This window comes from Halobacteriovorax vibrionivorans, from assembly GCF_003346865.1.
In the GTDB taxonomy this organism is placed as follows: Bacteria; Bdellovibrionota; Bacteriovoracia; order Bacteriovoracales; family Bacteriovoracaceae; genus Halobacteriovorax_A; species Halobacteriovorax_A vibrionivorans.
In genome coordinates this window covers 23,183-49,597 of record NZ_QDKL01000002.1, presented here as the reverse complement: position 1 = coordinate 49,597, position 26,415 = coordinate 23,183, and the positions used below count along the sequence as shown (strand labels likewise).

At 36.1% G+C, this 26,415-nt stretch carries 21 protein-coding genes; 10 read left to right on the top strand and 11 right to left on the bottom strand.

All coding sequences use genetic code 11. From position 1 onward, the window contains the following. Positions 1–33 precede the first annotated feature (33 nt). The 3 genes from pepN to DAY19_RS06005 all read left to right on the top strand — a co-directional run bounded on the left by pepN (position 34) and on the right by DAY19_RS06005 (position 4,036). Positions 34–2,649: an aminopeptidase N gene (pepN, locus tag DAY19_RS06015; protein ID WP_114706295.1), complete on the top strand. Its 2,616-nt coding sequence runs from the start codon at positions 34–36 to the stop codon at positions 2,647–2,649. Positions 2,650–2,661: 12 nt separating this feature from the next. Continuing rightward, entirely contained in the window at positions 2,662–3,447 is a 786-nt protein-coding gene (locus DAY19_RS06010) for a nitroreductase family protein (RefSeq protein ID WP_114706294.1), read from the top strand. Between the two features lie 76 nt (positions 3,448–3,523). Beyond that, positions 3,524–4,036 carry a hypothetical protein gene (locus tag DAY19_RS06005; RefSeq protein ID WP_114706293.1) on the top strand — a complete coding sequence of 171 codons (513 nt, stop codon included), beginning with the start codon at positions 3,524–3,526 and terminating at the stop codon, positions 4,034–4,036. Here the strand turns inward: DAY19_RS06005 and DAY19_RS06000 are convergent. The 3 genes from DAY19_RS06000 to fbaA form a co-directional block, all read right to left on the bottom strand. Next, positions 4,023–4,793, bottom strand: a complete 771-nt coding sequence (locus DAY19_RS06000) for a sulfite exporter TauE/SafE family protein (protein ID WP_114706292.1) — start codon at positions 4,791–4,793, stop codon at positions 4,023–4,025. The genes DAY19_RS06005 and DAY19_RS06000 overlap by 14 nt on opposite strands. Positions 4,794–4,812: 19 nt before the next feature. Continuing rightward, on the bottom strand, positions 4,813–5,742 hold the full coding sequence (locus DAY19_RS05995; RefSeq protein WP_114706291.1) for a TIGR01777 family oxidoreductase: 930 nt from the start codon (positions 5,740–5,742) through the stop codon (positions 4,813–4,815). Between the two features lie 95 nt (positions 5,743–5,837). Beyond that, positions 5,838–6,863 (bottom strand): class II fructose-bisphosphate aldolase, encoded by a 1,026-nt coding sequence (gene fbaA / locus DAY19_RS05990; RefSeq protein ID WP_114706290.1) that lies wholly within the window; start codon positions 6,861–6,863, stop codon positions 5,838–5,840. A 55-nt stretch (positions 6,864–6,918) separates the two neighbouring features. On the opposite strand from fbaA, the gene adeD reads away from it, so the two are divergent. From adeD to DAY19_RS05970, 4 genes are all read left to right on the top strand, one after another. Continuing rightward, positions 6,919–8,679 carry an adenine deaminase gene (gene adeD, locus DAY19_RS05985; protein ID WP_114706289.1) on the top strand — a complete coding sequence of 587 codons (1,761 nt, stop codon included), beginning with the start codon at positions 6,919–6,921 and terminating at the stop codon, positions 8,677–8,679. Then, positions 8,669–9,172: a hypothetical protein gene (locus tag DAY19_RS05980; RefSeq protein WP_114706288.1), complete on the top strand. Its 504-nt coding sequence runs from the start codon at positions 8,669–8,671 to the stop codon at positions 9,170–9,172. The genes adeD and DAY19_RS05980 overlap by 11 nt, the downstream gene beginning before the upstream one ends. Before the next feature lie 134 nt (positions 9,173–9,306). Then, positions 9,307–11,358: an alpha-ketoacid dehydrogenase subunit alpha/beta gene (locus DAY19_RS05975; protein ID WP_114706287.1), complete on the top strand. Its 2,052-nt coding sequence runs from the start codon at positions 9,307–9,309 to the stop codon at positions 11,356–11,358. A 184-nt stretch (positions 11,359–11,542) separates the two neighbouring features. After that, positions 11,543–14,686: a hypothetical protein gene (locus tag DAY19_RS05970; RefSeq protein ID WP_114706286.1), complete on the top strand. Its 3,144-nt coding sequence runs from the start codon at positions 11,543–11,545 to the stop codon at positions 14,684–14,686. Between the two features lie 31 nt (positions 14,687–14,717). On the opposite strand, the gene DAY19_RS05965 is transcribed toward DAY19_RS05970, so the two are convergent. The 4 genes from DAY19_RS05965 to DAY19_RS05950 all read right to left on the bottom strand — a co-directional run bounded on the left by DAY19_RS05965 (position 14,718) and on the right by DAY19_RS05950 (position 20,625). Beyond that, positions 14,718–16,994 carry an adenylate/guanylate cyclase domain-containing protein gene (locus DAY19_RS05965; protein ID WP_114706285.1) on the bottom strand — a complete coding sequence of 759 codons (2,277 nt, stop codon included), beginning with the start codon at positions 16,992–16,994 and terminating at the stop codon, positions 14,718–14,720. 11 nt (positions 16,995–17,005) lie between these two features. Continuing rightward, positions 17,006–18,577 (bottom strand): tetratricopeptide repeat protein, encoded by a 1,572-nt coding sequence (locus DAY19_RS05960; protein WP_133296897.1) that lies wholly within the window; start codon positions 18,575–18,577, stop codon positions 17,006–17,008. A 132-nt stretch (positions 18,578–18,709) separates the two neighbouring features. Continuing rightward, a complete protein-coding gene (locus DAY19_RS05955) occupies positions 18,710–20,089 on the bottom strand; it encodes a FecR family protein (RefSeq protein WP_114706283.1) in 1,380 nt (459 codons plus the stop codon). Positions 20,090–20,262: 173 nt separating this feature from the next. After that, positions 20,263–20,625 (bottom strand): ArsC/Spx/MgsR family protein, encoded by a 363-nt coding sequence (locus DAY19_RS05950; RefSeq protein WP_114706282.1) that lies wholly within the window; start codon positions 20,623–20,625, stop codon positions 20,263–20,265. Positions 20,626–20,712: 87 nt separating this feature from the next. Between DAY19_RS05950 and hemF the strand changes: the two genes are divergently transcribed. Continuing rightward, positions 20,713–21,612, top strand: a complete 900-nt coding sequence (hemF, locus tag DAY19_RS05945) for an oxygen-dependent coproporphyrinogen oxidase (protein WP_114706281.1) — start codon at positions 20,713–20,715, stop codon at positions 21,610–21,612. On the opposite strand, the gene DAY19_RS15225 is transcribed toward hemF, so the two are convergent. Further along, the gene (locus DAY19_RS15225; RefSeq protein WP_158536813.1) at positions 21,613–21,762 is read right to left on the bottom strand and encodes a hypothetical protein; all 150 of its coding nucleotides are present in this window, start codon (positions 21,760–21,762) and stop codon (positions 21,613–21,615) included. It abuts the gene before it with no gap. A gap of 175 nt (positions 21,763–21,937) precedes the next feature. Here DAY19_RS15225 and DAY19_RS05940 point away from each other — a divergent pair, with 175 nt between their 5' ends. Together DAY19_RS05940 and trhA are read left to right on the top strand one after the other, a co-directional pair. Beyond that, positions 21,938–22,165 (top strand): hypothetical protein, encoded by a 228-nt coding sequence (locus DAY19_RS05940; RefSeq protein ID WP_114706280.1) that lies wholly within the window; start codon positions 21,938–21,940, stop codon positions 22,163–22,165. Positions 22,166–22,264: 99 nt separating this feature from the next. Next, the gene (gene trhA, locus DAY19_RS05935) at positions 22,265–22,897 is read left to right on the top strand and encodes a PAQR family membrane homeostasis protein TrhA (RefSeq protein WP_114706279.1); all 633 of its coding nucleotides are present in this window, start codon (positions 22,265–22,267) and stop codon (positions 22,895–22,897) included. 443 nt (positions 22,898–23,340) lie between these two features. Here trhA and DAY19_RS05930 read toward each other — a convergent pair whose 3' ends face one another. The 3 genes from DAY19_RS05930 to sufD are packed head-to-tail and all read right to left on the bottom strand — an operon-like array spanning position 23,341 to position 26,399. Continuing rightward, positions 23,341–23,904 carry a NifU family protein gene (locus tag DAY19_RS05930; protein WP_114706278.1) on the bottom strand — a complete coding sequence of 188 codons (564 nt, stop codon included), beginning with the start codon at positions 23,902–23,904 and terminating at the stop codon, positions 23,341–23,343. Positions 23,905–23,928: 24 nt separating this feature from the next. Next, positions 23,929–25,149, bottom strand: coding sequence for an aminotransferase class V-fold PLP-dependent enzyme (locus DAY19_RS05925; protein WP_114706277.1), 1,221 nt, complete (start codon positions 25,147–25,149; stop codon positions 23,929–23,931). Further along, positions 25,149–26,399, bottom strand: a complete 1,251-nt coding sequence (gene sufD / locus DAY19_RS05920; protein WP_114706276.1) for a Fe-S cluster assembly protein SufD — start codon at positions 26,397–26,399, stop codon at positions 25,149–25,151. The genes DAY19_RS05925 and sufD overlap by 1 nt, the downstream gene beginning before the upstream one ends. Positions 26,400–26,415 lie beyond the last annotated feature (16 nt).

The window sequence follows — 26,415 nt, the reverse complement described above, 5'->3', positions numbered from 1 at the left end:
AGATACTTATAGATAGTTAAAAAGGACGTACGTATGAAAACAGAAACTCCAGTAGTCAAGTATTTGGCCGACTACAAGGCCCCAACTCATAAAATTGAAACAGTGGACCTTGAATTTCATCTCGATGATACACAAACTCAAGTTTTTTCAAAAATGAAAATCACACCAGTTAATGGAAATACTCTTGAATTAAATGGTGAAGAGTTAAAGCTTAAAAGCGTAAAAGTTAATGGAGAAGAGTTTTCAAATTATAAGGAAGAAAACGAGATTCTAACTCTTACTGGTCTTCCTAGCGAAGCTTTCACTTTAGAGATTCATAATGAAATTAACCCTAAAGCAAACACTGCTCTTGATGGCCTTTATAAGTCAGGTGGGATGTTTTGTTCACAAAATGAACCAGAAGGCTTTAGAAGAATAACTTACTTTATCGATCGTCCAGATAACTTAAGTGTTTTTACGACAAAGATCATTGCAGATAAGAAAGACTATCCATTTCTTCTTTCAAATGGAAACTTAATTGAAAGTGGAGATCTTGAAGATGGAAAGCATTTTGCTGTATGGAATGATCCATTTGCAAAGCCTGCTTATCTATATGCTCTTGTGGCAGGTGATCTTGCTGTTATTGAAGATACATTCAAAACGAAGTCTGGACGTGACGTTAAGCTTCAGGTTTTCGTTGATAAAGGTAATGAAGAAAAATCACATCATGCAATGGAATCACTTAAGAAGTCGATGAAGTGGGATGAAAAAAGATTTAGACTCGAATACGACCTTGATATTTATATGATCGTCGCTGTTGATTCATTCAATATGGGGGCGATGGAAAATAAAGGCCTTAATATTTTTAATTCAGCTTATGTACTTGCTTCAAAAGAAACTGCTGAAGATAGAAACTTCTTTGGTATTGAGTCAGTTGTTGGTCATGAGTATTTTCACAATTGGACAGGAAACCGTGTAACTTGTCGTGACTGGTTCCAGCTAACACTTAAAGAAGGTCTAACAGTATTTAGAGATCAAGAATTCTCTGCCGATCTAAATTCAAGATCAGTATGTCGTATTAATGATGTGAGAAACCTAAAGGCCGCTCAATTTCCTGAAGATGCAGGACCTCAATCACACCCAATTCAGCCAAAGTCATATATAGAAATGAATAACTTCTATACAATGACGATTTATGAAAAAGGTGCTGAAGTAATTCGTATGTACCATACACTTCTAGGTGAAGAAGGCTTCCAAAGAGGGATGGATAAGTACTTTGAGCTTTATGATGGACAGGCCGTAACAACGGCAGACTTCACTCATGCTATGAGTGTTGCCAATGATAATTATGACTTCTCACAATTTAGAAGATGGTATGATCAAGCGGGAACACCTGTTTTAGATATAACAACTAAATATGATGAAGCAGCTAAAGAATTTACTTTAACAGTTAATCAATCGACTCCTGCAACTCCTGGGCAGCCAACGAAAGAGCCTTTTCATATGCCTTTCTTACTAGGACTTCTTGATAGTGCTGGAAATGATATGACATTAGCTTTAAAGAATCGTGATGATCAAAATGATCTCGATCGTGGACTCCTTCATATAAAAGCGGATACTGAAACATTTGTATTTGCCAATGTTAATGAAAGACCAGTTGCTTCACTAAATAGAAATTTCAGTGCGCCAGTTGTTCTTCGCTCTGACTTAACTGATGAAGACTTCGTTTTCTTAATGGCAAATGATAATGATGACTTTAACCGTTATGAAGCTGGACAAGCTCTTGCCTTAAAGAATATTCACGCCATGCTAAAAGATGAAAATCATCAAGTTGATGAACTATTCATTAAAGCATGGGGATCGATTCTAAATGATAATAATATTGATGAAGAATTTAAGGCAGTTTGTCTTTCTCTTCCATCGATGATTGATGTTGCTGCAACAATCGATATTCCAAATTACCGCGCAATCCATGAAGCAAAAGATAAGCTATTTAAGCTTCTTGCTAATACTTATAAGTTAGAATTAGCTTCAATTTATAATGATCTTAGTACAGAGAGACCATTTAAAGTCGATGCTAAGGCGATGGGAGAGAGAAAGCTAAGAGGCTTTGTTCTAGCGTGTCTTTCAACAGTTGAAGAGCATAAAGAACTTGCTCGTGAATGCTTCAAGTATGCAACGAATATGACAGATATGATGAACTCATTAAGTGTTATGGTTAATGAAAACTTACCTGGTTGTCAGGAATCATTAAAAGAGTTCTATGATAAGTTCAAAGACCAAACTCTTGTTATGCAAAAGTGGCTCAGTGTGCAAGCTTCATCTTGTGATGATACAACTTTTGATAAAGTTCAAGAGCTAATGAAAGACGAAGTCTTTGATATGAATGTTCCAAATCTTGTTTCAGCTCTAATCGGTTCATTTGCACGTAATAAAGTTCAATTTAACCATGAAAGTGGACGAGGGATGAAATTTATTGCTGAAATGATTAGAAAGGTTGATGCAATTAACCCACAATCTGCTTCAAGACTTGCTGGTGCATTTAATGATTACCGTAAGATGCCTGCTGATCTTAAAGAGATAGCAAAGGCCGAACTTACTGCTATTGTTGAAAGTGATAAAACATCTAAGAATGTTTACGAAAAATTATCTAAAACATTAAATTCATAAAGGATATTAGACGTGAGTGATGACATTTTTACAGAGAAACTTGAGTTGAATTACACAGAGGTTGCTCCTGAGATCAACTTTGAGGAATTTGAAAAGGTTATCACTTCACGTCGAAGTGTCCGTGTTTTTGGTGATGAAGAAGTTCCTGATGAAGTTGTTCAAAAGGCAATCGAACATGGACTGCTGGCACCAAACTCATCAAACTTACAACCATGGGAATTCCATTGGGTTAAAAGTGACGATACGAGAAGTCGTTTAGCAAAGTTTTGTTTTGGACAAAATGGAGCTAAGACGGCCAAACACTTAATTGTCTGTGTGGCAAAGACTGATACTTGGAGAAAGAATTCAAAACGAATGATTTCTTCGTTAGAAGAGGTAAATAAAAAGAAAGGGTTGGAAGTGCCAAAGGCAGTAAAGGCCTACTATAGTAAGGTCACTCCGATGGCCTATGGTTATATGGGACCTTTTGGAATCTTATCTCCTTTTAAATGGCTCTTCTTCAATACAATTGGTCTTTTTCAAGTGATCTTTCGCGAGCCAATGTTTCCATCCGAACTTAAAACTTGGGCCCATAAAACAACAGCATTAGCTTGTGAAAATATTATGCTCTCTGTAAGAGCTCAGGGATATGACACTCTTCCGATGGAAGGCTTTGATGCTAAGAGAGCAAAGAAGTTACTAGGTCTAGGATGTCATGATCATATTACGATGATCTTGGGCGTTGGGAAGAGATCTGAAAATGGGGTATATGGGCCACAATTTCGATTCCCTAAGGAAGAGTTCATTAAGAAGCACTAATGTAAGAATTGGTTGTTTGTTTCTTACACAGATCTTTATTAAAATAGTAATTCAATTATAGAAAAAGGATTTTCTTATGAAGTACTTATTATGCTTATTAATTTCTATTAATATTTTTGCATTAACTCCAAATGATCTAATGGGGTGTTTTGAAACAATTAAAATTAATGATTCATCTATCTCGTATGGGCCAGATTACGAACGTAATTTATCAACCTTCGAGGACTTTGGGACTTCTTATACTTACCGTAATATTCAGTCTAATCGTGCAGAGCAGATTAATGTTTTCACTTTCTTTCAAGGTGTTAGAGATGAAGTCTATTATTCCTACTCACCAATGGTATTTTTTAAGAACTTAGGAAAGTATGAGTCAGGTGAGGCCAGTCTTTCTTATGAAATTGATGAAGATATCTATATGAGAGATTCAAGAACTTATGCCTATAAGAAAGTGGATCATCGTATGAGCTTTTTTATAGAAAAAAGAGGTGATTTCTACGAGGGGAGCGTTGAGTTGATTTCTCATATCAGAAATATTGACCGCGGATTCTCTTTTATTTTAAAGAAAGTTACTTGTCCTACATCATACTAATGTCATAAATGGATTTTACTAATAGGCCAACGAGGACGACATTAAATGCTGTTGTTACCGTTGTCCTATTTTCTTTAAGTACCTGGTTTGATCCAAGGTAGTTTCCAATTAAACCGGCCGGAAGTGCAATGGCCACAACTTTCCACATGATTACTCCTTTTATAAGAAAGGTTATAAAGGCCGCAACATTACTTGTGTAATTAATAAACGCAGCATGTGGTGAAGCTTTTAAAATATCAAAATGAAGAAAGAACATCATGGAGATAATGAGAAACGTTCCTGTTCCAGGGCCAAAGAAGCCATCGTAGCCACCAATCATTAAGCCGATTATCGATGATCTGATGATTACTTGAGTTTTTTCAAGTTTACTTGGGTCCACAAGTCCACGTCTCCCTTTCAAATACTTCATGATGAAAATAAAAGGTATAACGAGGATTAATATGTAGACCATATGCTTTGAATCTAGAATAGAACTTAGTCGTGCACCTATTAAGGAAGCAATGAATGCTGCTATCGTAGGGGGAAGAATAAACTTAAAGTCGATTTTCTTATTCTTTATATAGCGAAAAATTGATAAGGACTTTGAACAACATGAAACACATTTATTAGTTCCAAGAATAAAAGGTGCGGGAACTCCTGCTGCAAGGTATGTCGGTATTGTTATAAGCCCACCACCTCCGGCCATGGAATCAATGAAGCCTGCAAAGAGTATAAATATAAATATTCCAATTCCTTGAATTAGAGAGATATCTTCCATTAAGGCATTATGCCTTATTTTAGATACGATTGCGAAGAGTATCTCTTAATGCCGCCTCAAGAAAATTAAATGAGTATTCAAAGCCACAGTCCTTTGTTTCTTCACATGAAACCTTTTGGCTATCTAGTAAGACATGTGACATTTCACCAAATATTGTTTTCGCAGCAATCTCCGGTAATGGAATGAAAGTTGGCCGATGAAGAACACGTCCAAGAGTTTCCGTGAAGTCAATATTCTCTATTGGATTTGGTGCAACACCGTGAATAATATCTTTTTCCGTTTCATGTTCAACCAAGAATCGATATAGGTCTGCGAGATCCCTAATATGAATCCAGCTCATATACTGATGGCCATCACCGATTCTTCCAGCAACTCCCATCTTAAAAGCAGGAAGCATCTTTGCTAGAGCACCTCCTTCACTAGAGAGGACGACACCAACTCGAATAATTTTCACACTAATACCAAGCTTTGAAACTTTTTTTGCGGCCGCTTCCCAGTCACGACAAACTTGTCCCAAGAAGTCATCACTTGCATCACTATCTGTTTTAAGTTCCTCATCTGCTCGGTCACCATATATTCCAATGGCCGAAGTACTAATGAGTTTATTGGGAAGAGGAAGACCTCTGGATTGCAGCTGCTTTAATTTTTCATAAAGAAGGTTTGTCGCATTAATTCTTGAATTATAAATGCGATCCTTCTTCTCTGTCGTCCACCTACCATCTGCAATATTTTCACCGGCCAAATTAATAATTGCATTAACACCCATGAGTGCGGCCATATCCATTTGACCTTTTTCAACATCCCACTCAAAGTATTTCACTTTAGGAGTGCTTGTTCTTCCTTCTAGGTTGCGAGTTAAAATACGTACCTCATCATAACCATGCTCTAAGAATGAGTTTGTTAGAAATGAGCCAATAAAGCCTGTACCACCTGTTATTAATACTTTCATGGCGTCAGTATAGAAAGAGAATGTGATAATTTTGTCGAGAAACTATGAGTAGGCACTAGGATTTAATTGTACCTACTCATTTATGAACATTTTAATTATAGAATGATTGATTTTCCATCGGACTTAAGGTCACGACAAGCTTGTGAAATACGTTCAGTCATTGCATTTTCTGCTTTCTTCATCCAAGCGCGAGGATCGTACTTCTTCTTGTTTCCAACTTCACCTTCGATCTTAAGCATTTCATCGTAATTCTTGAACATGTGATCCACAACTGGACGAGAGTAGGCATATTGAGTATCGGTATCGATATTCATTTTAATAACTCCATATCCAAGTGTCTCGTGAATCTCAGAAAGTTCACTTCCTGAACCACCGTGGAAAACAAGCCAGTTTTCAGCATCTGCACCTAATTCTTTTGCAACTGCTGCTTGTCCTTCTTTTAATACTTCTGGACGAAGCTTAACATTTCCTGGCTTATAAACTCCGTGTACGTTTCCAAAAGTGGCAGCATACATAAATTTACCAAGAGGGCGAAGTGCTTTTGTTACCTCAACCATCTCTTCTGGAGTTGTGTATAATTTATCAGCTGGTGCATCTTCGTTATTAACACCATCTTCTTCACCACCTACAACACCTGTTTCAATCTCAAGAATGATTTCACTCTTAGCACATCTCTCTAAAAGCTTCTTACTCATTTCGATATTTTCATTTGTTGGTAGGACTGATCCATCAAACATATGAGAATGGAATAGGTTAGGCTGGCCTTGAGCTCTTCTCTTTTCTGTTTCTTCAATTAGTGGAATTAGGAAGCTATCAACTTTTTCTGGATGACAGTGGTCAGTGTGAAGAGCAATAAGCACATCGTATTTAGCTGCAACAAGGTGAACGTGTTGCGCAAGAGAGATGGCGCCAAGGACTTCATCATTTAGACCTTGTCCAGATGCAAACTTTCCTCCACCAGTTGAGACTTGAATGATTCCATCTGATTTCATATCGGCAAAGGCCTTGATTGCTGCATTTGCAGTTGACGTTGAAGTGACGTTAATGGCCGGATATGCGTATCCGCCTTTTTTTGCGCTATCTAACATGTCGCAATATTGTTCGTAAGTAGCTATTGGCATCCAGTGCTCCTTTTAGTTATAGTAAGTGAGTTCAAAAACATTATAGAGGTCAAAGATGTCACTTGCAAATAAGGAAACACAAAAATTATCACCTAAAGAGTTAAGAGAGGTCTTAAAGACTGCTCGCGGCGATGGTGAAATTGATTTACTTATTAAAAATGTAAAAATCCTTGATCTCGTTAACGGTGAAGTGGTTGAGAGCTCAATTGCTATCTCTGGTAAAACGATTGCAGGAATTGGTAAGGAATACGACGATCAACCAGCAAAACGTATTTATGATGCCCAGGGAGCGACAGCTGTTCCTGGCTTTATTGACGGCCATCTTCATGTTGAATCTTCAATGATGCATCCATTTGAGTTTGAAAGATTGACTCTGCCTTTGGGAACAACAACGGCCATTTGTGACCCCCATGAAATTACAAATGTAATGGGAGATCGTGGGTTTTCTTGGTTTCTTAGATGTAGTGAACTTATGGATCAAAATCTATTTGTTCAAGTTAGTTCTTGTATTCCTGCTCTTCCTGGTTTTGAAACAAATGGTGGGCAATTTGATATTATTGATATGAAAAAGTACAAGGAGCATCCTCGAGTTCTTGGCCTTGCTGAAATGATGAATTTTCCTGGGGTCATTAATGGTGTAGAAGGTGTGCTTGAAAAAGTCGAAGAATTTGCAGAGCTAAATCTTGATGGGCACTCACCAATGCTTCGTGGAAAACAGCTTAATGCTTATATCGCAGCAGGGATTCAGAATTGTCACGAGACTATTTTTGCAGATGAAGCAAAAGAGAAGCTTCAAAAGGGGATGGGACTAATCATTCGTGAAGGCTCTGTTGCAAAGAATTTAAAAACTCTTGCTCCTGTTGTAAATGAGTTCAACTCTTGTCAGTGCCTTCTTTGTACTGATGATCGCAATCCATATGAAATATTCAATGAAGGTCATATCAATTATATGATTAAGAAGATGATTAATGAGCTTGGTACACCTGCTCATATTGCTTATAGGCTATCAAGCTTTTCAGCAGCAAAACATTTTGGGTTAAAGAAGCTAGGCTTAATTGCTCCTGGCAAGCAAGCAGATATTGTTCTTGTTGGAAAACTTGAAGATGTCGATGTGAAAGAAGTTTTCAAAAAAGGTGAGCTTGTAAGTGAGTTAGATCTTCCATCTAAAGTTATGGATAAACTTAATAAGTCTGAGCCTCCAAAAGAGAATACAATCAAACGAAGCTTCTTAGCACCTACAGATTTTAATTATGATTTAAGTGCTGGAACTTATAATGTGATGGAAATTGTAAAAGATGAAATCATCACTAATCACTTAAAAGTTAAGTATGATGGTGAAGAATTTGCTGAAGATGATATTTCATATATCACTGTGATTGAGAGATACGGTCAAAAAAGAAAACCAAGCCTTGGTTTAGTAAAGGGGATGGGGCTTACGAGAGGGGCCATCGCTTCAAGTGTTGCTCATGATTCTCACAATATTGTCGTCATCGGAAAGACTCCACAGGATATTGCAACTGCGGCAAACGAAATTATCGAAAATGCCGGTGGTTTCTGTGTCGTTGATAAGGGGAGAGTAACAGCATCTCTATCTCTACCTATTGCTGGACTTCTTAGTTTAGAGTCAGCTGAAACAATTAATGAAGGAATTATCCAATTAAAAGAAGCCTGTAAGGAAATTGAAGTAGCAGTAAATGAACCATTTATTCAAATGGCCTTCCTTGCACTACCTGTAATTCCAACTTTAAAAATAACAGATATGGGATTAGTTGATGTAACGAAGTTTGAGTTCATCGATCTTAAATGTGAAGATTAAAAAGTTATTAGATTATATTCCTGGTTGGTTATTCCTAACTATTATTGTTGGTATTACCGTCATATTTCTTGATCCTATCATGGCCCTTTTAGAAAAGCGGGTAGTTCAAGTTGAGGCAAATAAGCTTCGCTCTGATGCAAAAATTATATGTTTTCGTGACGATTTTCCCCAAGGACGTCAATTACAAGCTTGTCGTGATGGAAGTTTCTATGCTCAAAAAGACAATGACAATGAGCTTCATCAAACATATCTAAAACGTTTGTGTGACCTTGATGACCCTCGATCGTGTTATGAGTATGCGAGCAAAAATTTTTCAAAAATAACAAGCGCTGATTATCAAGTACTCTTAGAAAAGGCCTGTCGAAATGGTGCTGGAGGGATTATGCTGGCATGTGGAAAGCTTGCTCCACTCATTGAAGACACCTCACCAGAATTTGCTAAAAAGTATCTCGAATATGCCTGTGCGGCAGGTCATAAAAAGTTCTGTAAGTAGCTCTTTATTCACGCTTTATGCGCTGCGTTTTACCTTGTTATACCTGTCCCATATTTGCTTCCCAAATTTAGTAAATTATGGTTAAATTCCGTCTCACTCAAGATTTATAACTAAATGAAAATACGAGGTTTGAAATGGCAAATGTTCTTAAGCCTAAGAAGAAGTACACTTGGAAAAATACAGATAAGGCCACACTAAAGCAGTGGTATGAACTACTGACACTTGGACGCATGTTAGATAACCGTGCACCAAACTATCTTAAACAAGCAATTGGTTGGTCTTACCACGCACCATATGCTGGACATGATGGAATTCAACTAGCTATCGGTCAAACATTTGAGCTTGGTAAGGATCATTTATACCCATACTATCGTGATATGATGACAGCATTTTCAGCTGGTCTAACTACTGAAGAAATTCTTTTAAATGGTATTTCAAAAGCAACTGACCTTGCTTCTGGTGGACGTCACATGTCTAACCACTTTGCAAAGCCTGAGTGGAATATTCATAATGTTTCTTCATGTACAGGTAACCACACACTTCACGCTGTAGGTACTGCAAGAGCATTTAATCGTTATAAGCACGATGGTGTTGTTTATTCTTCACAAGGTGAGTCTTCAGTTTCTGAAGGTTATTGTTATGAAGCGATCAACGGTGCATCTCGCGAGAAGCTTCCTGTCGTATTCGTATTCCAAGATAATGGATACGGTATTTCAGTTCCAAAATGTGATCAAACAGCTAACGAGTACGTTGCAGATAACTTCACAGGTTTCCTAAACCTTTCAATCATCCATTGTGATGGGAAAGATATTTTTGATTCAATGAATGCAATGGCAACGGCTAGAGAAATTGCAGCTACTCAACAAGAGCCTGTAATTGTTCACGCTCGTTGTGTTCGTATTCACTCTCACTCTAACTCTGATAAGCACGAGCTATATCGTTCAGAAGAAGAAAGAGCAGAAGCAGCAGCACAAGATCCGCTAGTTGCATTTAGAAAAGAGCTTATTGCAAAGAAGATCTTTACTGAAGCAGAGCTTGATGAAATGGATGCAGTTGCAAAAGCTGAACTTCTTGAAGCACACAAGAAAGCAATGAAAGCTCCAAATCCAACTCCAGAGTCAATTTATGATTTCGTACTTCCTGAACCACACGTTCCAACGAAGTATGTTGATGGAACTCATAACGAGTCAGGTGAAGAGATGAAGTTCATTGATGCAATTAATGGACAACTAAAGAAAGAATTTAGAAACAACCCTGACACTTATATTTGGGGACAAGATATGGCCAACAAAGACAAGGGTGGTATCTTCAATGTTTCTAAAGGAATGCAACAAGAATTCGGTAAAGAGCGTGTATTTAATGGCCCAATCGCTGAAGATTATATCCTAGGAACAGCAAACGGTTTTTCTCGCTATAATAAAGATATCCGCGTTGTTGTTGAAGGTGCAGAATTCGCTGATTATTTCTGGCCAGCAATGGAGCAATACGTAGAGTGTTCTCATGACTACTGGAGATCAAACGGTGCCTTTGCTCCAAATATTCTAATCAGATTAGCTTCGGGTGGATATATCGGTGGTGGTCTTTACCACTCTCAAAACTTAGAAGGTAACCTTGCAGGTATCCCTGGTGTACGTATCGTATGCCCAGCATTTGCTGACGATGCTGCTGGTCTTTTAAGAACTGCAATGAGAAGTGAAGGTCCAACGCTATATCTAGAGCCAAAAGCTCTATATAACGCAAAACAAGCTATGACTGTTGTACCAGAGGACTTTGAAGTTCCTTTTGGTAAGTGTCGTGTAAGACGTGAGGGGACAGATCTTTCACTAATTACATATGGAAATACTGTTCATCACTGTCTTGAAGCAGCTGAGAAATTATCTGAACAAGGTTACAGCGTAGAAGTTGTAGACCTTAGATCAATTGCTCCACTAGATGAAGAGGGAATTCTTGCTTCAATTAAGAAAACAAATAGAGCACTTGTTGTTCACGAAGATAAGGTCTTTGGTGGATTTGGTGGTGAAGTTGCGGCCATGATTAACGATAAAGGATTTGAGCTTCTTGATGCTCCAGTTCAACGTGTTGGTTCGACTTTCACTCCAGTTGGTTTCAATAGAATCCTTGAAAAAGCAATCCTTCCAAACACTGATCGTGTTGTAGAAACGGCCATAAAAGTATTAAATTACTAAGCATTCGCAAAATTTAGATATTGCAAAGGCCTACATTATGTAGGCCTTTTTTATAGGTAAGTATCAGATATCACGTAAGATTTTTGTACAATTTGATGTAAAACTTTCAATTATATAGAATTTATTGGATACGGGTTCCTCATTAATGTACATTTTCATATATACAAATATTTTTGAGGCTACTTTGAAGATTATATCTATCATTGCTATTTTGTTATTAATTTCTTGCGGAGATAAGAATACTTATCAAGTTAATGAAGTTTCGACTATCTCAAATGATAATGAGAACACACAAAGTAGTGAAGATAATAATCGTACATCTCAAGATGATGTCCAGCTTAGTACGTCAGTCTTAGCTCCTTCTGCAATACCTTTTATTGGTAAGAGATTTAGTATTAAAAATACTTCAGACTTGAAATACGTCGATTTTAGTTATCAAAGAGTCTCTGATACAAGTCAATTTAATAATATTGAATTTAAAGAGGGTCCAAGATACGCAAAGCTTAATGGTATAAAACTTGTCATTAATGAAGGTAATAGACTTTATACTTATTTGGCCAATAATCTTGATATTAAAATTCTTGAAATTAATGCTGAAGAAGTTGTCATTAATTCTAAAATTTGGCTTCCTTCGACAAATGTTACAATTAATGCAAAAAAACTTATCATAGGCCCTCTTGGTTCTCTTTCAACAACACCAACATTTCTCCCAGATAATGCTAACAGCTTTGAAGATGGTAGAAAGGGATTAAAAGCAGGTGATATCAAGTTAAATATTTCTAAGCTCGATATTAGGGGACATGAAAGAGTTATCTTTAATTTAATTGGTGGAAAAGGCCAAGATGCTGGCCCTGGTAAAGATGGGAGAAATGGATCAATCCCTGGTCTTAACGATTTAGGAGATGGTGTTGTTTATAAGCAATACGCGACACAGATCGTTGAAGATATTAATCCTCGAAATCCAAATCGATTTTTTACGATACCTGTAAGTGTAAGAGTGGATAAAGAAATTGGTAAAAAGCAATGGCCACAAGATGGTGGAGATGCTGTATCAGGTGGAAGACCTGGTATCGGTGGAGATGGAGGGAATCTATTAAGCCGTATCTCAATTGAATCAAAGTATTTTACAAGTGTTGGTGGAAAATCAGGTAAGCGTGCTCCTGACTATAAAGGAGGAGCTGCTGGACTTCCTAATCCTGCAATTCATGAATACTGGGTGAGTGGTAAACTTAGACAGCGTCAGATTAAAGAGTTTAGGCCAGGAAAAGATATTGATTCACCAAAAGCCAAAAAAGAGTTTGGAAATGATGGCCGTTATAAATTATTAGAAACCACCTTAGATGATTACTGGCTAACAAATGGATATCTTGCTAATGCAATAAAGTATGGTAAGGATTTATTTCTTGGAAATCATGTTGTTGAAGCACACTCTTACTTCTTAAAACTATCACAGTTTTGCACTGATATTTCATCAGAGGACGTGGTACGAGCTAATCATTGTCTTTCGATTTTATCAAATCTTCAAAACCTCAATCTTGGTAATAACTATTTTGGTAATTCTTTAAATAATGTACCTCTAATTAGCCTAGAGACATCAACCTCTATCTATAAAAATGAGTTATTAAATGCTTTAGAGGTTATTTATTTTGCGACTTTAAGTAAGAGTAAGAAACTTGACACCAAAGATAAGGTACGAATCTTATCAAACTTACAGGATTCAATATATAAGGAACTTGAAAAGAGTAATAATCAAATTCCAAAACTTCTGTGGCAAATACCAGATGTTAATACGCTGATTGATGAGTTAAGAAGAGACGAAAAAATCTTTACTGCTGAACTGCTGAGAGTTCAAGATATTATTGAACAAAGAGCGAGAGATAATATAATAGATAGAAGAAGAAAAGCAAAGTTGTCTAAAGTTTTAAAATCAATTGCAACCGTAGCTTCAGTTATCCCTGTTGGAAAACCAGCATTGGGAGCCTCAGTAGAGGCGTTGACGAGTTTTATTGATAAAGGGATTGATTCTAATAGTCTCAGCGATACTATTAAAAATGTAAGTGGCCTTTACAAAGCTGTAAAAAAGATCGAACCAACAATTGCTAAGTCTAAAGAAGATTGGAACAATGGATTTCATAAAATTAGATATAGCGTACTTCGTGATAAATTAGATGAAGAAAATAAGAGAGAGGAAAGAAATAAGATATTAAAAACATATATGAAAGATATTACTAAGTTCGCTTATCCTATCGTTGAAAATACTCTTGCAGAAATTAATTCATATCGAAAAATCTCTTATCCAAAAGATGAAGTAGAAAAGGAAATCTTACGTCTTCAGCAAACTGATCCGATGTTTAATGAGTTAACTCTATTATTAAATAATATTCTCGAAAATAGAAAAAGTGCAGCTCAAAAAGTACGCCAAATAAATTCTAGAGTATCTAAAATAATGTCAGATATTAATGAAGGCTTTAATAAAATTGCTAACATTTCCAATGAAAAGTTTCTCTTATTGGAGCGAAATACTTTTTTACTCGGTCAGGACTTTGAAAGTATTATTGATGATGCTAAATATCGAATCCTTTTTTATAACTACAATCTGTATAGTTCGTATCAATATCGTTTATTCAATAATGAAGAAGTTGGCTTTTACGAGTCTCTGAGTTCTATTATTGAAAAAATGGAAAATGATATATTGATGAATGATGGCAATGAGAGTTCTGATTTAATGACCTACTATAGGTTAAATCAGGATAATCTCTCAAAAATATTTTTCAAATCAATTAATTCATTACGAAGCGAAGAGTTAATTAATGACTCAACTACTATCCATCTCAATGATGCTCAGATTAGAGAATTAAACAAAGGTAATGAGATCTTTCTTAATCTGTATTCAATAAAAGACCATTTCTCAGGGCAAGAAAATCTAAAGATTCGTGATGTAACAATTGATACAGACTTCAATGATTCTTATAGCGATCAATCAATTTCTAAGTTTCTCTTAACTATAGAACATGGCAATGACCATATTATAGAAAAAAATGGAATTACCTATAAGCTCGGACAAGAAAGAACTTATGAATGGGGTGTTAGTGTTGATACTATTTCAGGACATCACAGTGTCCTTGAACCATCAAAGTTAAATTATTCTTTTCTTGAAAGATTAATTGGTGAAGATTTATCTGAAAATGAGGCATCTCAATTCTATGCAAGACCTTCACTTTTAGGAGAGTATAAAGTTAAGTTTATCAATAAATCGTATCCTAAGACACAAATAGATTTAAAAGAAGTTAGTATTAAAATTGACTATGATTATATGAAAAAGAATTAGTATAAAGAAAGGCCCATAAAATGGGCCTTTTTTATTTACTAGTTAATGTGAAAACCCCATCCCATTCTGGTGGAGGTGGAAGTTTCTTATAATCCTCACAACGCTTAATATAAATCTCACTAGGATTTGTTTTTACGCCTTTTAGATCAGGAAAACGCATATACTCTAATTCAAGAGTTACCTTGAATAATTCAATGGCCTCATCCCACTTTTGTGCTTTATATAATAAAATTGCAGCTGAGAATTTCTCTGATAGTTCTTTAAGGTAGTCAGGAGCAGTCTCTTTAAGCCCAAGGAGATCATATGTCGTTACAGGAATTGATTTTCCTACAACCTTAATTGTATCAAGTTCTCTCCAGAGGAATTTATCACCGGCCATCTCAACTGTTTCTTTGGCAACTTGAGTAAAGATACCATACTGCTTTGCTGACTCTTCCAATCTCGCTGCAAGGTTTACAGAGTCTCCCATCATTGTGTAATTCATACGTGAAGCGGATCCCATATTTCCTGTCACAATATCACCAGAGTTAATACCAATTCTCATGCGCATATCATGAACAATCTTTGGCCATTTATCTCCTTCAGAGACCCATTTCTTTCGAAGCTCTAGTAGCTTCTCTTGCATACGATGGGCCACCATACATGATCTTTGGGCATGATCAGGTAATTCCATTGGAGCACCAAAGAAAGCGATAATAGCATCTCCTTCATACTTATCGAGAGTTCCCTTTTCTTCTAAGAGAATATCAGTCATTGCTGTTAAGTATTCATTTAGTAATTCAACCAATTGAGTTGCACTTAACTTTTCTGAAAAGCTTGAGAAGCCCTGAATATCTGTGAAGTAGGCGGTTCTAATTCCAGATGTACCACCAAGAGTCGGTGCGTGACCTGATTCATACATTTCATCGATTAACTCTGGAGAAATATAGTTCCCAAATGCATTCTTTAGAAAGGCCTTGTCTTGATTGGCCATGTAGAAATTTACTATGGTATTCCATCCATAGCACATTGTTAGCGCAAAGAAGCACCAAAATAATTTTGTTTCATATCCTTGTTCAACAAAGTAATAAGTATCTGCATAAAATAATACCGTTACGAGTACAACTAAGATGGCCAAGTCATAAATTGGATTTTCTTTTAATTGAACTAATAGAAGAATAATAACTGAAATAATAAGTAGCAGCCAAGATAGTTTAGCCGACTCTTTAAATGGTTTAAAATAATAACCATCAATAAGCATCTGAGCAAAGTTCATATGAACCATTACTCCTGGAAGCATTGGGTGAACTGGCGTATTTCTTAAATCGTGTGCACCATAAGCAGTTGCACCCACAAAGACAAGAGCATCTTCAAATAAGTCTTTTAGCTCCTCATCATTTGGATCCTTTGTGATAATGTCATAAATTGGAATACGCTTGTAGGTTTCTTCTCCACCTGTCCAACGTACCTTTGTTTCACCTTTGAGATTTAATTCAATATCGCCTTTCTTTGTTTTTAAAATGGGCTTCCCACCGGCGGTACTGAGATCAAGTTGGGTTTTAAAGACTTTATCCATTTTTGATGGATCATCGTATTCGTCAAATTCCCCAATCCAGTGCATATAGGCAGTTAGTCCATATGAAGGAACGTGAACTTCACCGTAAGGGAAGGCGAGTGCTTTATAATGTCTAATAACACCATCTGTATCTGCTGTTGCTTCAATAAAACCAAGTGAGGTTTCTGCATCAATAAGCTTTTGTAGAGGATAGACTGAGTCTGAGATAAATGTTGGATACATCTCATAATTTGCCCCTCCAACTTTTGTCGTTAGAGCAAAAATATAAAGATCATCTGGAATTGATGTGTAATGTTCTGTTCCTCCGACTTGTAGATTGTATGGAAGAATAACTCTATTATTTGGTACTTCTTGAAAATACTCGATAGCTGCAACGAGATCATCATCAGGGTTTTGCCCATTACATGTCATTGAGTCTTCCGAGAAGAAAACATCAAATGCAACAATTTTTGCTCCATAACCACGTAACTTCTTAAGCATTTCTGCCCATTTTGTTCGAGGGATTGGCCATGAGTTTAATTTTTTAATTGAGTCATCATCGATATCTGCTAGGATGATTTTTGGGTGTGGCTTTCTCTTATGCATTGTTTGAAGCATTCTAAAATCATAGAAACGGTTTTCAAAAAATGATGCATATGAAGTTAGATCACTCCATTTTGCTTCATAGTCTTTACTGTAAAGTGAGAAGAACACACTGACACATGAAAAGATAATAATTATAAAAAGCCCAATATTCTTAACAATGTTCTTCATAAAAACCTATTTTAGTAATCGTAATTTAATTCAAATGATGTTTGATGGGCCGTATAATTACTGGCATCTTCATCTGATATATTATTTGTGTAGAGGTATTCAACATTAAAAGATAGATTTCTATTAATGACTCGAATGAACTTTGTATTGAAACTAATATTACTCTCAAGACCTCTTGCCGCATCTTGTGTCACGTCATCATAACTTATAAGCATATCTGCAAGGCCAATATTTAAAGTCGTATTAGGAAATATTCCAGGATAGAGATAATCAAGTCTAAATAAGTGTGAGTTTGTACTAAGTGTCTCATTATTTTCGTAATCACTCATATCGTATTGGTAGAGAAGAATAAAGATACCATAATTCTTTTTAATAATTTGATCGATTGAGAAAATTGTTGATGAACGGTTTAAGCTGTCGTTGTAGTAAGTAAAACTTTGAGACTTAATAGAGATTGATGTATTGCCAATTTCAAAATGTGGTAGTTCTGTACCTAAGCTGAATTGATTTGATCGATAAGTATATTGTCTATCTTTTTCACTATTAATATCTCTGGCCTGATAATCATATGTGTAGTTTAGAAAAAAACGAGCAGGTTTCTTCTTATATTTATAGGCAAAAGAAAAGTCGACTTCTGGAGTGATATTATAACTATCATTTGAAAAAATAGCAGTATCATTTCGGTCTGAGTAAGTCGTACTTGTAAGTTCAAATCGAGGCGTTAGCGTATATCTTCTTTTAAAATTATAGGCCTTACTAATATTAAAGCGTGTTTGAGAATAGAATGAATCTTTATTTGTACCAGTTGAAGATGGAAGGTCATCAGATCTCGTCACGTTATTATCATAAGCAATCTTTTCACTTACACCTAGGTTTAGTCTTTGACTTGGTAGGGGAGCACCGTTAACAAGTTTATCTTCTTCTAAATAGAACTCTTTTCTTATATCCAAAATTCTCTTATCAATATCATCAGCAGTGGAGCTATTTGGGAGTATATTAATAGCACGATAAAGATCTGGAAGGATGTATTTTTCAACAATTTCAGATGCTCTATTGGTACCTCTTGCAATATCTAAGTTTATAAGGGCAACTTGATAATAAGCAATTTGCTTCATCTCTATTGAAGTATCTTTATTCTTTAAAAGTAATTTGTAGTATTTCTTTGCTTGTGGAAGATCCTCTTTAAGCTGATTGATATATGCAATGTAATAGGTTGATTGTTCAACTTTGTACTTTATTTTTATCGAGATTTTAAAGTTATTAATGGAATCATCAAGTTGATTAATTGCGTATTGGGCCTGCCCTAATTCATAATAGATTTCTTTAGCGTCATTCTTATTCTTTAATGCATCCTTAAAGTATTTTATGGCCAATTCAAAGTCTTGAAGTCTAGCGTGAGAGACTCCTAAAAGATAACTTCTTACTCCTAAGTATTTCTGATCTTGTCTTTTCTTATATTGCTCTTCATTAAGCTTTTCTATTACATCTTCGTAATTAGCATTTTCAAACTCTTGATATATAGATTGTAGGCCTTGAGCAAATAGAGAGCAGCTCAATAGTGATAGAAGTAATAATTTCTTCAAAGTCATTCCTTTAACTTTAATTATAATTTTAGGTGCTTGCCAATTAATTTTACTGATAATTAGGGCAGTTGAACAGAGGGAATTTGGTCGCATTAGACTTAATGCGACCTATAGTTGAATTTTTTAGTTGGTTTATGGCTGCTTTTCTAAGATAACTCGGATAACAGCTCGATTTGTTGAAGATAGTGGGTCCTTTGTCGATTCAATCATATCGTCACGATCACTCATCGTATCTTCCATCATTTTATCTTCTTCTGTTGAAGCTGTTGTCCTATTTGGATCAGTAAGAGATATTGTTGTATCGTCCATCTTCATTGTATCGTCCATTTGCTCGTCCATGACATCGTATACATTGGTTACTTCTTTCATGTCTGAATTTGTTGTATCCATAGTAGATGTTGAAGCCGGTAGTCTCGTTAATGAATCATCTTCTTTTTCGATAAAGTTACCGCTTTCATCAACTTCATAGTAGTCATTTGTGTACATACCTGTTTCTTTATCAAAACTCCCCATTTGAACAGGAACTATTACTTCATTTGTCATTGGGTCCATCGCTGCATTCTTTGGCGGTGGAATATAAAGTGCATTCTCTGTATCAACATATCCACCATCTTTTAAGGAACCTTTAGGAGTATCTTGTGAAATTTGAACTTTCTTCTTTTTCTTTGCTTCACTAGCAGGGCCTCTAATGCTGCTGTCAACTTTTGCCATCTGATCAGCTACTTCTGTATTAGTTGAAGCACTAAAGCTCTTGCTATCAACACCTGGAGGAATAATATTTCTTGCCATTGGCTTTGCTTTCTTATTCTTCTTATCCTTAGCATTTGTCATTTTTGAGCCATCGTTATTTTCAAGGGCCTTAAGTTGTTTTTTATTAATTTTAACTGGAGCAATTGGTTTTGAGTCGATTGCAGGCATAACTCCTGATAACTGACCTCTTTTAACCATTACGGAAGTAGGTGAAGAAACAACTTTTTCTAGGCGATCTTGTCTAAAGTCAGATACTTTAAACTTTGAAAGAGATCCCATTGCAACAGCACCTTCAAATGTAATAAGTGTTGTATTCTGGTTTTTCGAGTTGTAGTTAACTTGAAAGTCAGTTCCTCTAACACCCATGGCAGCTGTTTTCGTTTTAATAAAGAGCTTTGATTTCTTCTTATCTATTTGCAGATAATTCTTAGAAACCTTTGATCTTAGTTGTCCGTTTACGAGATTAATAATTCCGGCCTTCTTCTTAGGAAATTGCTTAATTTCCATTTGTGAGTTGGCCCCAAGTGTAAGGTTGGATTTATCAATGAAGAGTAATTTAACAAAGCTTCGACTCTTTGTTGTAATACTGGCCCCTTCTGGAACCCAGTCTCCCTTCTTAAGCTTTTTCTTTGTCTGAGTAATAAAAACTTTTCCTCTTTTTTTCATAACCTTAGCAACACCTTTGTCACCGGCCGCATTGAGTATCGAAAAGTTCAATACTAGTGCAATTTGAAAAATGATGAATTGTTTTAATAGCTTCATGACGTCGTCCCCAACAAATTAAACTCATTTATACTTATCGTAATTCAAAGTTATTTCTTAAGCTTAAATATACGTAAATATTGAGAAATAAAGGGACTTAGGGAATTCTTATATATTTGATATGACAAGAAACTGTGGCGGTGAGATCCACCACAGTATGAGTTTTCAGCTATTTATATAATTGGATCAAAACTATGGGCATCCGGCCTACCAATGGCCGCTTTCTTATCATCATTGACAAGAATAGGGCGCTCTAAAAGTTTTGGATTTTCATGAACTAGTTTTGCCCATTCCATATCACTTAATTCTTTACCAGCTAGACCTAGGTCCTTAAATAGGGCCTCTTTTGTTCTGATTAGTCCATCAAGTGGTGCAAGTCCTGTGTACTTGATTAGATCAAGGAATTCTTTTTCCTCGACACCGTCTTTTAAGTATTCTTTCACGCGAAAGCCAACTCCTTCTTGGATTCCTTTTGACTCAAGATACTCAAGTCCTTTACGACTTTTAGAACAACGTGGGTTGTGGTAATAAAGCATTAATTCAACTCCTGATTAATTATCATTTTTATAAAATTTTGGTATGTTAAATTCAGTAATTTAAATAACCTATATAGGATTTTAGCTATGTCTTTCGATATTGAAAATATAAAAAACGAATTTGCCGCTCACGTTCAAGATTTACAAAATCAAATTAGTGAGGAACTTAAGAGAATCGATACAAAAATTAACTTGAATGAAGATATATGGGAACGCAAGGACTTCGCTGGGAACCCTGGAGGTGGCGGGATCACTCGTGCTTTTGAAGGTGAAATATTTGAAAATGCAGGAGTTAATACATCCCTTGTTTTTGGAGAAGTTGACCCAAAATTTGCTGCTAATATTGGCGGTGATAATAATCAAATGTGGGCAACAGGTATTTCTCTTATCATTCATCCAACAAACCCAAGAGTTCCAACAACTCATGCAAACTTCCGTATGATTCAAGCGGGATCAAAGGTCTGGTTTGGCGGTGGAGCTGATCTAACTCCATTTTATCCTCATGAAGATGACTTTGAGTACTTTCACAAGGTTTGGAAAGATGCTTGTGAACCATATGGCCATTGGGATGAATGGAAAGAAAAGTGTGATAATTACTTCGTTAATAAGCATCGTGCCGATGAGATGCGCGGAATTGGTGGCTTCTTTTACGATCACTTCTTTTCTGGCGATCCTCAAAAAGATCTTGCGATGTTTAAAGAGATTTCCTCAAATTTCATTAAGTCATACTTTCCAATCGTAGAAAAAAGAATGGATGAGGAATTTGATGATGAAGATGTAGACTTCCAATTACACCGTCGTGGACGATATGTTGAATTTAACTTACTTCATGATCGAGGAACCCACTTTGGTTTAAAATCTAATGGAAGAACAGACTCAATCCTAATTTCACTACCAAAAAGAGTGAAGTTTACTTATCGCTATGAGCCCAAAAAGCCGGAGCATAAGAAAATGATGGAGTATTACTTTCCTAAAGACTGGGCCTAGTTAGCTTGCTTGTTTATTGATTAATTCTTGAAGTAATTTATCTGTATCAATCTCAAGGCCATGTGTTTTGGCCAATGATTGAACTTCTTCAATTTTTTGCTCAAGCTTTGTAATTTCGCATAGTAGGCGGTAGCAATTGTTAATCATCATATCCTTGGCCCCTTGTTAGATCTCTTAAATATAAGTTTGGCATATCAAACAATCGGCGTCTAGAGGAAAAAACTTAACTCTTTTCATTTTTTTGTATTTAACTAGTAATTTTAAATACTTCCATGTATGGTTCCAGCTGACTTTTACGTAAGTATAGCTTAATCACGAGGTACCAATGTCAAAAAAACTACAAGAGCTACTAGCTGATCTTGAGAACTTCTCACCAAAACAAATGAGAACATTGAGAAATAATTTAAATAATCGACTACAAAGTTTCTCAAATGAATATAAAGAACCAAAAGAGCTTCAACCTTCGCATAAACTTTATGGGCTTGAAGAAGGTGAGTGCCGTGAGCTTCTTGGTGTTGTAAAAAAGAAACTGATTCAAGCAAAATTTAGTTAAATAGAAACCGTTCTAATCACTTGTTCAATGTTTGTAATATAAATGTAAAAGCTTTGCTAATCGCTTTAATTGAACATTGTATCCGCGTATGCTTTCTATATGGAAAAGCAAAAACCCATATTAAGAGGTTGGTCACACCAGGTAATGTTCTTTGTTTCCCTTGGTGCCTGCTCTCTACTTATCGCAAAGAGTGCAAATACAACTCAATATATATCGACGATTGTTTATTCAATTGGACTACTAATGATGCTTGGGGTGAGTGCTTTTTATCACCGCATTCATTGGGAGCCTCGTAAAAGAGACCTTTTAGGTCGACTTGATCATAGTGCTATCTACGTTATGATCGCTGGAACGTGTACACCGATTACATTGCTTGTATTAAACGGTGAATCTGGATCAACCCTTCTAATAAGTATTTGGACCGTTGCTGCAATTGGTATTTTAAAATCAATCTTCTTTCCAAATTTACCTGAAAAGGTAAGTGCTCTTATTTATCTCATTCCAGGTTATATGGTATTGCCTTATGTCTCAGAGCTTATGCCAAAGCTTGGCGTTTCAAATATTGTCCTCTTAATTACTGGTGGTGTGCTCTATACAATTGGAGCGTTATTCTATGGATTAAAAATGCCTGGCCGAAATGCTAAATGGTTTGGTTATCATGAGATCTTTCACCTCTTTGTCTGTGTGGCAGCAGTTCTACACTTCATCATCATTTATTCTATTGTTGGTTAATCTGACATTGAAAAAGTCAGAATGTCAGGATTTGTAGATTTATATATTCTGTGAATTTAATAATATAGAGATAGAAAATGAGTGATAGCAATATCAATTCATAAAATCTTCTTGTTTGTTTTATTTAGGGCACCCATGTGGGTGTCCTTTTTTTATTGGTGCCATGCTCTTTTTGTTTCGCATGTGCTAGGGGGGGCTTATTTTAGCTGCGCTAAAATGTCGCTTTTATTGGTGACATGCTCTTTTTATTTCTCATGTGCTAAGGGGGTGCTTATTTTAGCTGCGCTAAAATATCGCTTTTCCTTTGCGTGACCTTTCTCTTTGGCCCAGGAACAACAAAGCCGGGCTTGAACCCGGCTTGTTGAATTAGCTTAATTTCTTTTGCATGGGGGCCTAGCACCGCGTCCTATTGATTGGCTTTGGCCAATCAATGCCGCGTGCGCTTACCAATCAGGAGCAATATAAACATCAATCTCTGGATTATATTCTGCTCTCAGAGTTGATTTAATTGCTTCAAGCGTTCCCGTTGTTGAAGATGGACATGTTCCACAAGCACCTTGGTATCTCACAAGTAGAATATTATCTTCATATGATACAGTTTGGATATCTCCACCATCTGCCTGAAGGTATTGACGTACAGTTCTATCAAGAACTTCTTCGATATCTTTAAGTTCTTTAGGAAGGTTCTCACGCCTTTCTTTTTCTGGGTCAAACTCTTCAAACTCTGGATTGTGATTTGGAAGATCATGCTTGATTGTTTCTACTACTTTTTCTTCGATATCTTCCCAGTCTTCATAATTAAACTTTGTAATCGTAATCACATTTTCAAAAAAATGGATTTGATCAATACCTCTAATTGTAAAGAGGTTAATACCTAAGTTTACCTCTCCACACTCCATAGGAGTTCTAAAAGTAGAAGATCCATTCTTTTTCACGTCCATATTTAAAATGAACTTCAATGCATTTGGGTTTGGAGTTGGTTGAATATCAATATTTACTTCACTCATATAATTATCCTGTGTATTACTTCTTTAAAGAAAGTTTAATGCCTTATTTAATGCTTTGATAAAAATATCAATTTCTTCTTTTGTATTATACAACGAGAATGAGGCGCGTGCAGTAGCACTTACGTTGAACCTTTTCATTAAAGGCTGTGTGCAGTGATGGCCAGTTCTAATTGCAACACCTTGGCGGTCAAGGAGAGTCCCCAGATCATGTGGGTGAGCTCCATCCACAACAAATGAAAGTACTGATGCCTTTTGTTTTGCAGTCCCAATTACTTGAACCTTTTCAATCTCATTTATTTTTTGAGTCGCATAATCAAGTAGTTCTTTCTCGTATCTCTTAATCACATTCAAGTCTGTATCTATTAAGAAATCAATAGCAGGCTTAAGGCCAATACCACCAGCAATATGTGGTGTACCAGCTTCAAACTTGTGTGGTAATTCGTTATATGTTGTTTTTTCAATAGTTACGACATCAATCATATCGCCACCACCTTGATAAGGAGGCATGCTTTCTAGTAGTTTCTCTTTTCCATATAGTACGCCAAAGCCTGTTGGCCCAAACATCTTATGAGAAGAAAATGCTAGAAAATCACAATTTAAGTCTTGAACATCGACTTTCTCGTGAGCAATTGACTGAGCAGCATCAACACAGAAATAGGCACCATGATCATGGGCCAAAGAAATATATTTCTTAATGTCATTAATTGTTCCAAGGCTATTTGAAATATGTGCCATTGAAACAAGTTTAACATTACCTTCTTTTAAAAGCTCGATATAGGCTTCTTCATCAATATCCCCGTCATCTGTAATAGGGATCTCTTTTACCTTTGCTTCAATCTTTTCTGCTTGAATCTGCCATGGAACAATATTTGAATGATGCTCCATTGTTGAGATTAAAATAACATCATCTTTTTTCACATAATGTGGAACAAAGGAAGCAGCCACTAGGTTTAAGCTATCTGTTGTACCTTTTGTAAAAATGATTTCACAACGAGACTCAGCATTTAAAAGATCTTGAATAGAGTCACGAGTTTGTTCATATTGAATCGTCCCATGCTCACTAAGGTAGTGGACACCTCTGTGGATATTCGCAACATCATTAGTGTAATGATTATTTAAAGCTTCAATAACACTTATGTGCTTTAAAGTAGAGGCTGCGTTATCTAAGTAGATTAGAGGCCTATCATGAACTTTTCTTTCAAGTTGTGGAAATTGGTTTCTAATATTATCAATTTCTAATGCCATTATTTAGCCTCGCTTTGATCTAGGTGATCAAATGCCTCTTTCTCAAACGAATCAAATAGGATTTCACTTAAGAAGTCCTGTAGCTTTTGGTTTTCAATTTTCATTATTGCATCTGAGCAAAATGCATGAATAAGAAGCTTTTGAACGCGCTCTTTTGAAAGTCCACGTGACTGTAGATAGAAAGCTTCCTCATCACTCATTTGACCAACAGTTGCACCGTGGGCACATTTAACATCATCAGCGTAAACTTCAAGTTGTGGGCGTGTATCAACGTGGGCCTTCTTCGATAGAAGAAGATTTTTATTAAGTTGTTCAGAGTTAACTAATTGAGCATCTCGACAAACAAGTACTTTTCCTGTGAATACACCGCGGGCCTTGTCATCAAGTACACCCTTAAATAATTGTGAACTTTCAGTTTTTTCTTTTATATGTGAAATCAACGAGAAGTTATCAGTGTGCTGCTCACCATTGATGGCATAGAGTCCATCAACACTACAAGTAGCTCCAACATCATTCATACGAACACGAATCTCATTACGCGACTTCTTTGCACCTGTTGTAAAAGTAAATGAATTGAAGTTTGCATCTCTTGCAATGTCTGCGTTTACACTTCCAGCGTGAAAGGCGTTTAGGCCTTCTCTTTGTACCTTGATATGAGAGATATTCGCACTATCTGCAATTTTGAAATTTGTAACAGAGCTAATATTATATGCTTTAGTTTCACTTCCAGTGAAGATCTCTACAAATTCAGCTTTTGAGAATTTATCCGCATTTACATGAATTCTTGGAAGTGAAAATTCTCCTTCAAAATCAGATAGGTGAACAATTGAAATAATATCATCAGCAACATAGTTTTTTGGAACTGTGATATTGATAACTTTTTCAACTGCTGAAGCGTTTAGCATTGCAAAGATATCTTGTTCGTCACAATTTGCATCTTCTGCTACAAGGTCGACTTCTTCTAAAGTGATTTCTTCAGGTAGAAATGAGTCTGCTTTTGAGTATTTACCATTTAGAAATACTGCTTGGTACTTACCAGCTACTTTTACGTTCTTTAACATCGCTTCTTGTGTTGTCACTTTGAAGTTTTCAGGGAGAACATCAGTAAGCTTTGTGTAAAGCCAATCTTCCATTTTCGTATGTGGAAGACCACGGGCCTTGAAATTATCAAAGGCCTCTTTATTTGATTGTGATTTAGTATAATTTCCTAAGTCACTTATATATTGATCTGTCAGTTCTTGGATATTCATAACGATACCTTTCGCT